This window comes from Dorea sp. 210702-DFI.3.17, from assembly GCF_020560825.1.
Taxonomy (GTDB): domain Bacteria; phylum Bacillota; class Clostridia; order Lachnospirales; family Lachnospiraceae; genus Dorea; species Dorea formicigenerans.
In genome coordinates, this window is sequence record NZ_JAJCNB010000056.1 from 1 (window position 1) to 8,597 (window position 8,597).

The window sequence follows — 8,597 nt, forward strand, 5'->3', positions numbered from 1 at the left end:
TCAGTATCCTCCTTCTTCTGTGTTCGAAAGGACTCTCCTCCTGACTGTTTCTAAGCTTTCTAAGAATCCCTTCTGCTTGTTCATTGTGATAATTCAAGCATTGAAAATTCCTAGAAAATGTATTGAAAATAGAAATGGTACAAACCTTCAAGATCTTAGAAATATAATGCTTGAAAGGATTGTACCATAATTGATATATTATGTCGAGATATTTTTCTAAAATTAATATAGTCAGAATTGTATCTGAATTTACAACTTAACATTTTAATTTTTTTGTAATTCAGTTTACATTCCCACATATAATTTCTTTTTAATAATTGAATAATCGATTATTACATTTATGAATTAAAAAGGAGATTTTATTATGGGAACTTTATTTGTAAACAAAAGCGGTCGTGCCTTTAAAATCACACGAACAAACGGAGGATCTGATGTTATCGGAACACTCCCAGTAAATGCTATTTTTGCATGGACAGATTCCTGGGCTGGAAACGGCGCTGGAGCCGATTATCAGGGGATTTATTGCAACGGTATGTATGGTTGGATTGATGGAGCTACTGGTACCGGAGCATTTACACCTCTAACAGAATGTGGACTGTACAATGTTGACGTAGACGGTGATGGCACTGTTGAAGCTGTGTTCCAGACAAGACGTGCTGCAAAATACTATGACAAAACCGGGAAATACCTTGGAACTGTACCGAAAGGCTATTTTGTTGCTACTTCCAGCAACACTTCCGGTAAGTCTCATCCAAACTTGATGTACGTAGAGCGTTGGGGGGAAGAAGATCCTAGCAATGGACCAATGTTCATGGATACTGGCATGGATCGTTACCCAAGTTTTAGAGACTGCAATATCATCGGCAATCTTTAATAGCATTGCTCAATACAAAAAACAATGGACTCACGATAATCATTCACTATACGAACTGGTGCCGATTTTTCGGAAACATCCCAGTCGTATTTTGCTTATTACTATGCCAATGGTCATTATTATTGTTATCTTCTTTCTTGCTCTTTGGGGAATATTTGGTTTTCAAGATTACACATGGCTTATTCCTCTGCCAGCGGCTTGTTTCTATTTCATTTATGTATTTATAGACCCATATTTAAGAATTCACAATTCATTTAAAAATAAAAATGATTTTGAAAAAATTTCTTTTTATAATGATTCGTTTCAAGTTCAAATATACCACAATAACCAAATTGCTGTATCCTCTACCTATGCATATACATCTATTACCTCTATCACAACAACTACTTCTCTTTATTGTTTTAATATAAAATTAAATAAAAATTATATCATACCCATTATAAAAAATTCTTTTATAGCCGGAAACGAATCTGATTTCATTACATTTTTTAAAAGTAAATCACTGTTTTAATCCACAGGTCAGACATTGTTCTGACCTGTGAATTCCTATCCTCTTTTATCATTATATAAATGCTGCCTCCACTGCAGTTAGAACTGATGGGATTGTGACTGCAGACGTACCTCCAGTTGGTACCATTATCGCTACTGTTATAGCTATTATCAGCACAAACGCAGCCCCCATGACTACTTCTTTATTTTCTTTTATCCAATCAAAAAATTCATCATATGCATATTCTTCCTGTGGTACAGAATTATCTTTTGGAAGATACTTAAACTCAATTTCATATCCCATTGTATAACGAACTAAAACATCTTCTCTTAAAACCGACTCACATTTCAGAACTAATACTAATTCCCCTGCAGTGCTTAATTTATAATCAATACCAATAGTTCCATTCTCTATTTCTAACGAAAGCATATGAATCGCCATGGTACTTGTCAATCCCAGATCTGCTGTATACTTGGTTTCTAACTCACCAAAAACTGTATCCACTTTATTAGCCATATCTGTTGGTATTTTTCCATTTTCTACAGTCATTGATAACTTAATATCTTTATCTGGTAACATTTCTGCTGTTCTATATACCGAGTATGTAACTTCCAAAAATGGCTGATAAAATTTATATTTTTCTTCCATTTTGAACTCATTTCCCAACGGCAGTCCTAATGCTTTAAATAATTTGACAGCCTTTTGTCTTCGATAATCATCACTAACATCTGGCATCATCTCATTTGCTTTTGTCACTGATGCAAAACCATTATATCGTCCAGAGTAACCAACTTTATCCAATCCGAAAGTTCCATCTGTTGACGGGAACTGATACTCATGAAACTGATCAAATGCCCAGTTTTCTGGTATTTTATATCCCAGATTTCCACTGAAACCGGTAGACATATCACTAACATAACTACTTTCAGCTAGTCCGCTGTTACAAACTTTTGAGCACACATTTCTAGCTCCATAAATGCCAGCATGATAATAATATCCTGCTTTTTCAAATACTCTTCGTATACCAGCAAAATATTGTTTCACAGCATTGATTCCTGACTCCATTACATCATAATCAATCGCAAAATAAATGATTGCATTTTCTGGAATCCCGAGCTGACGTGCTGCTGATAACGCTTTTTGGGCTTCACTCACTCCACTTTCCAAAGTATATCGTGACATACTTGGTGTTCCTTCCTGGAAAATTGCAAAAATTCTTAATCCTGCCTTGAATATATCTGCAATTTCTTCTGCTGTCATCGCTTTCGATCTTTTGCCGCCTACTGTTCCTGATAAATATCTTCCAACATATCGGTATCCTGCATCATACAGTGACTTAGCTTTTGCATAATTTAATACGGTAGATGTATCACACGCTTTTGCCACCCTTGAAGTTTCTCCTTTACTTGACAGTAAGGAAGCCCATGTAATCCTGTCTACTGTTCCTGATGTTACCCCTGAAAGACAATAAAATTTCTGAAATTCTTCAATCTGTTTTTTTAACGCACTTCCAAATGCTCCATCCATACCTGCATTTGTCTCCATCATACACATCAGACACATTTGTACAATTTTCACATAAGCAGTTTTTGCTGTACCCGAAGATAGCGTTGGCGCTTTTGATAAAGTATTCTTTCCGTAAATTCCATCTACTCCTGATGTAGAATGATTAGCCTCTTCATACTGTAATCCGGCAATAATTGCTTTCATCATATTTCGGTCCGGAATTCCATTACACGGAATTAGTGCCCAGTTGCTTAATTTAACAATATATGTATTATTTAAATACTGCTGTGCTTCTCGCACATAATCTTTTCCATTCTTTACAAGAACAAATGCATCCGTATTTAACAATGCACGGATAAATATAGGCTGGAGTTCTCCATTTCCAGCATCAAATCCTGCGTCCATTTTGAATCTCTGAGCCGCTATTTCTACTGCCGCACCATAATGTCCGGTAATTCCCCCACACTCGTATCCCTTACAGTAGAAACCGCACTGAATAATCTTAATCAGATTTGTATTTGTTACTGTAGCTCCAATTGTCGGGCATACTGCCAATGTTCCTGCTCCAATAACTCCATCAACATTTTTCACGCCAATTTCATACTGCAAGGCTTTGCACAAAGCTTTGCATGTTCCTGCTCCGGTCATTCCGTCAACTGTCAGTTTTGTAAACCAGGATTGTGCTCCATATGTCTCATTCAACCACTCCTGAACCTCAGTTACTCTTGGATCTCCTTTTGCTTCACTCATCTTAAAACATCTCCTTTATTTCTTTTCTAGTGATCACTTATTTATAAAGAAGATATTTCATAATGATTTGTAAACTTATCACAATATTTATCCGTTCTCATTCAAAATATCAATTATATTCTTCAAAACAGTTGGCATTGGAATTCCCATAATTCCTGCATTTTCAATAATACTAATCAATTCATTTACAATAAATCCTATACAAATAGTATTTCCTATATAATCATTATTCATCAAGATATCAAGATGCACACCAACAAATACATAAATAAGCATCATTCCTTTTTTACATATTCCTTTCCATCCCACATCACTTTTTAGAGTTCCTTTCTCACTCTTAGGTGATTTCTTAAAAAATACAGCAATCAAAATTCCTGATATATAATCAATAACCATAAACAATATTAATGTCCGCAATGGTATATCACATTTACCATGTACACAACTAATAAAACTTCCTAGTTCACCTAATACATAACAAAAAAACTTTTCCACATTGGCACCTCTTTTCTATATTTCATCATATAAAAAGAAAATTTAACAGAAAAAAGCAACTAACCTACTACCGTTAATTGCTTTTCTACTTATATTTTACTTTACATTCACCGTAATACTGCCTTGCACTACGCTAAATCTTAACTTCATATTATCCTGATCTAATTTTTTCCAGTCACTTTCAGACATGAGTTGTCTATACGCCACATATGGTATGACGATTGTTTTTGTTTCTCCTGCCGGTATCGACCAGACTAACTCTGAGTTGTCATTCATTTCCGGAAATAAATCCCAGCTCACTGCAGAAGACCATTTTCCAACTTCCAGATTCACCTTGTAAATGGTAAATGACTGCCTGTCTTTTGTAGGATTTTTTATATCTACCGTCAAAACCGGAATCTTGATATCTTTTCCTGATTCTCTCAGGTTTTCCTTTACAGAGTCACTGCAAGAAACCTGCCCCAGAGTCTGCACAGTCAAATCTTTTACAATCATCTGTGTCGCTCCCAGATCTACTCCCTGTTTTGGCTCTTTCCATATGTGATTGACAAGCATAGCTCCCAATCCTGTTCCCAATAGAACTGCCAAAAGACCTATACATATTTTCTTTCTCATAGCAGCTTCCCCTACTCCGCCAGTCCTTCTGCCGCGGTTCCTTCAATCTGAATCTTCTTTTCTCCGGTATACTCTTCTGTCGGATTGCTTTCCGGCACATATTCTTTTACTTCTATCGGCAGGAATTTTGCGGAATATGTCGTACATTTATTTTCGTCCGACCGCTCATCGTCTTCCCCTTCTCCGTATGGAGTATTCCGCCTGGAATCAGTTCCAATGTTAGTTCCGGCCGCGTACATTTTTCCGTCCTTTGTCAGGACAAATGTATCATCATATCTGATTGTGCCATAATCATTCGGGTTCACATTTGCCAGATCTGTCCAAATTGCATTCTGCTCAATCTCATCACACCAGACCATTCGTACATTTTCCATGACCTTTTCCGGCTCTGTCAGAAATGTTGCCTCACCGGTATATCCACACTGGCCATAGGTGTTATCGCCCCAGGTGTACAGGTCACCATTCTCCGTTATCGCTGCTGAACGTCTGTTGGTGGTCGTGACGTAAATTGCCTGATCCAGCATCTTGTGTGGTTCGGTGTACATCAGCGTTCCTTCACCGTAAATGCTGCTTACTTCACCGGACATAAACTCACCCCACCAGTACGCTTCCCCGTTCTTTTTCAGTGCAATCGCACAGGTCGCACCAGCCCGCATATAAGCCACATCACTCATCAGAAGCTTCGGCTGGTTCACCACATTTTGCTGTGGATTCATGGCATCGTTTTCGCCTGGTTCTTTTCCGAGAATTCCCTGCAGATTCGCCCCTGCTCCGTACAGTTCTCCATTTTCCGTGAGATACATCATAAAATATCCGTTGGCTGATGCGTCTACATGAACAACATGCTCGGCTATTTTCTGAGGTTCCATGTACTCCTCATGATACCAGTTGCCCACATCTTCCGGGTGGTTGATTCCAAGCTGGGCATAGTAGTTCATGCCCTGTCCCCACAGTACATGATTTTCATCAATATAATATCGGTTGCCTGCAATCACCTTATTCGTAATATAATAATCAGAAATGTGAAAATCTTCCGGCTGGTTCAACAACGACATATCTGTCGTATAAAATTCCTTCTTTTTCTGATTTTCTGCATTCTTTTCGGCTTCTTCTTTTGCTTTTTCTTCCTTCGATTTTTTCTTCTTTTTGTTCAAATCGTCTGTCGCCTTTTCCAGATTCTCTGCCTTCGCAAATACATTTTCCCCAAGCTTTATTTCACGGATATTCTCCCAGTCACTAAGTTCCAAGGCATAATAGCAGTTGATCCTTTCTGATTTTTCTTTCCCTGTGGAAGTCACTTTCGGGACGATAATATCCGCAGCTTCATACTCTGATACGTCTGCATTTGGATCAAACTGAATCTGTTTCTCTTTCCCATTTTTCCAGCATACCGTCATAAGTCCGGCGGTCATTGCCTGCGAATTGTAAAATTCTTCGTCAGTTCCCGCATCTAACAGAATTCCTTCCTCACTCACATACAGATCTTTTCCCCGGTACTCATATCTGCGCGCGTCCTTTTTGACTTTCGGTGAAGTCTTAATGTTGATAAGCTCCTTACCCGTTTTTGCGTCATTCATCACCAGATGCATTTTCCCTTGCCTGCCGGAAGCTTCATGGTTTACATAATAAAGCGTAAGATACTGCGTCCCGCCGGCATTTTTCTGCTCATAAATATTTCCATCATAGGCAGACGCATCATCGACAATCCCCAGTTTATAAGAATCTTCTACAATCTGAAAAGACTGTCTCTGCTTAAGCTCCTGCTGTGTCTGTAGCAGCTTAGCCTTCTTTCCGCCTTTTCGCCTGATCTGCAGATCCACTCGCCCTGTCTGCGTCTTCTCACAATACACATTCTTCTTCACAACAATATCATAATTCTTATAAGTGGCATGGGAATTCTCCCAGCGAATCCACAAAACTAGCAGAATGACTGCAATTACAGCCAGAAAAATAATAAGTTCTGCTCGAAACACATTTTTTCTGTATATATGGAATCCATTGGCATAACTGGTAACAATCCGGTATTATCTCGCACATTTTCCTGATTGTATGAAAAGACCGCTGGCAATTACTACAAGCAACTCCAGCGGTATCTTAATGTCTTATTTATTAAATTTTCTTCCATCTAAATGCAAAATGCGACATAAAGCGGAACTATCTTTTTATCATCTTCAAATGCATCTATATCCCGGTAGTTTTCCAATGAATTGTTGTACTTACTCATATCATTAAGATAACTTATTCTAAATATAGTATAGGAATTATTCGTGTAAAAATCAATGCGTTTTTATCGTTTTTTCACACTAAACTACACGAACTTTTCTTGAGTTTTTACATTATTCTACACATAAGTGGGAGTTTGACAGCTTCATCTCATACAATCCCTCATAAAGCTAGATATAGATTACTGTTCACTCTATTACATAGAGCATTCCCCACAGGTGTATCTTCTACCGGATAGTGATTATCTGGAATTTCTTGTATATCTATCGCAATATTTGTCCATTCGTAAGTAAAGTGCTTCTATTATAAAAAAGTAACTAACCTGTGTTAATTGTCTTTTTCTATAAATTCTATAAACTGAATCTAACTTATTCCAAACTCTTTCATCAGCTTCTTCTGATATTCCTTATCTTCCACTGCTCTTTTTAGATCCTCCAGCCGCCCCAACTCTAGCAGTTGTTTATTTAATGCATTAATCTGATCCGTTGCCTCTTCTCTTCCAATTCTGGTTGCGTAATGTATTTGTGCATGTTTATCCCGCCTATATTTTAATCTCGTCTCGTATTCCAACCGCTTTTCTTCATCCGCACTAAGACGATCCAGTTCCTGATAGGCTTCGTCCATATACTCATTCTGCTTTGCCATCTCTTCCAACTCCTTCCGGTTCTTTGCATTGAAAAAGCGCATCCACCGCACGATTCCTTCTTCGTTCTGGTCTTCCGGCGGTAGCTTTCCCAGCTCCAGAACATAGATTTCCATAATGTCTGTATAGACCTCTCCCGTCTCGGTGTCACAAAGTGTAATCTTCCGATAACACCTGTCATCTCCTGGAAAATGTATGAAATCCAGGATACTTACATGAATACACTTCTGAATCTTGTCATAATTATCACCTGCATGGAGCTGATCCGTAATCATCTTGCTTAGATAAAATACAATCCGCTTCTCCCAGAAGTCGAACTCTTCCACCTGCATCTCAAAATCTATCTGTATGCCATTTTTCATCTGCACATGCACATCCAGAATTCCGTACTTGTCATCTTCGTACTCTTTCCGCAGAATCGTTGGCAAAAGCGTTGTCTCCTCAATCTCTTCCGGACTCACTCCTAGAAGTGCAGCTATAATTCCTTTGCGCACCTTCGCATTCTGCATCAATTCCTTGAAACAAAAATCTACCGTCGGCAACATAATAAATTTCTCGTCGGCACGATTTCTCCCTTGCACTGTTCTTTGTCCTGTTTTTCGCTCCGCTTTTTTCGTTACTCGTTTTGTCATATGTTCTCCTCTCCGGCAATTCCATATGTCCGAAGAGAATGTTTCTACATACATTTTAGCATATACCAAAAATATATTCCAATTAAAATTACTAATCAAAGAAACGTTTTCTGTGCCGCACCAGATTCTCTCTTTCAGACACATCATTTAATTGTCAATCGTTCATCACTTTGGAATACGGTCCGATACTTCTGGATCTCCGAAAATGAATGATATTAATATAGATACTTTTGCGGATGGCAAGACACGCCATCCGCGTGACATTAGAATAACATAAAACCTATACTCATACAAGAATATTTTTGTTAAAAATACCCCCCTCAGCCTGTCCGAAAACCTTATTTTTAGGCATAAATTTAGCCCCTTTCC

Annotated in this window: 9 protein-coding genes; 3 read left to right on the plus strand and 6 right to left on the minus strand. The window is 38.1% G+C overall.

Annotated features, from left to right (window positions below):
- From LI149_RS14530 to LI149_RS14540, 3 genes are all read left to right on the plus strand, one after another.
- Window positions 1–190 (plus strand): hypothetical protein (locus tag LI149_RS14530; protein ID WP_207718301.1); only part of this gene is annotated, 190 nt, incomplete at its 5' end.
- A gap of 174 nt (window positions 191–364) precedes the next feature.
- Window positions 365–874 (plus strand): hypothetical protein, encoded by a 510-nt coding sequence (locus LI149_RS14535; protein WP_005338202.1) that lies wholly within the window; start codon window positions 365–367, stop codon window positions 872–874.
- On the plus strand, window positions 798–1,385 hold the full coding sequence (locus LI149_RS14540) for a hypothetical protein (protein WP_227143577.1): 588 nt from the start codon (window positions 798–800) through the stop codon (window positions 1,383–1,385). Before LI149_RS14535 ends, LI149_RS14540 begins: the two co-directional genes overlap by 77 nt.
- A gap of 51 nt (window positions 1,386–1,436) precedes the next feature.
- Here LI149_RS14540 and LI149_RS14545 read toward each other — a convergent pair whose 3' ends face one another.
- From LI149_RS14545 to LI149_RS14570, 6 genes are all read right to left on the minus strand, one after another.
- Entirely contained in the window at window positions 1,437–3,620 is a 2,184-nt protein-coding gene (locus LI149_RS14545) for a glycoside hydrolase domain-containing protein (protein WP_119209780.1), read from the minus strand.
- An 87-nt stretch (window positions 3,621–3,707) separates the two neighbouring features.
- On the minus strand, window positions 3,708–4,115 hold the full coding sequence (locus tag LI149_RS14550; protein WP_168933608.1) for a holin family protein: 408 nt from the start codon (window positions 4,113–4,115) through the stop codon (window positions 3,708–3,710).
- 96 nt (window positions 4,116–4,211) lie between these two features.
- Window positions 4,212–4,730, minus strand: a complete 519-nt coding sequence (locus LI149_RS14555) for a hypothetical protein (protein ID WP_173786432.1) — start codon at window positions 4,728–4,730, stop codon at window positions 4,212–4,214.
- Between the two features lie 11 nt (window positions 4,731–4,741).
- Window positions 4,742–6,703, minus strand: coding sequence for a hypothetical protein (locus LI149_RS14560; RefSeq protein ID WP_227143578.1), 1,962 nt, complete (start codon window positions 6,701–6,703; stop codon window positions 4,742–4,744).
- Between the two features lie 613 nt (window positions 6,704–7,316).
- Window positions 7,317–8,228: an Rpn family recombination-promoting nuclease/putative transposase gene (locus LI149_RS14565; protein WP_173786434.1), complete on the minus strand. Its 912-nt coding sequence runs from the start codon at window positions 8,226–8,228 to the stop codon at window positions 7,317–7,319.
- A 165-nt stretch (window positions 8,229–8,393) separates the two neighbouring features.
- Window positions 8,394–8,597, minus strand: a 204-nt coding sequence (locus LI149_RS14570; RefSeq protein ID WP_227143579.1) for a hypothetical protein, incomplete at its 5' end; no start/stop codon positions are given.

Coding starts and splice junctions, on each gene's coding strand:
- LI149_RS14545 (WP_119209780.1), bottom strand. CDS start 3,620: ATGAGTGAAGCAAAAGGAGATCCAAGAGTAACTGAGGTTCAGGAGTGG.
- LI149_RS14535 (WP_005338202.1), top strand. CDS start 365: ATGGGAACTTTATTTGTAAACAAAAGCGGTCGTGCCTTTAAAATCACA.
- LI149_RS14565 (WP_173786434.1), bottom strand. CDS start 8,228: ATGACAAAACGAGTAACGAAAAAAGCGGAGCGAAAAACAGGACAAAGA.
- LI149_RS14540 (WP_227143577.1), top strand. CDS start 798: ATGGACCAATGTTCATGGATACTGGCATGGATCGTTACCCAAGTTTTA.
- LI149_RS14555 (WP_173786432.1), bottom strand. CDS start 4,730: ATGAGAAAGAAAATATGTATAGGTCTTTTGGCAGTTCTATTGGGAACA.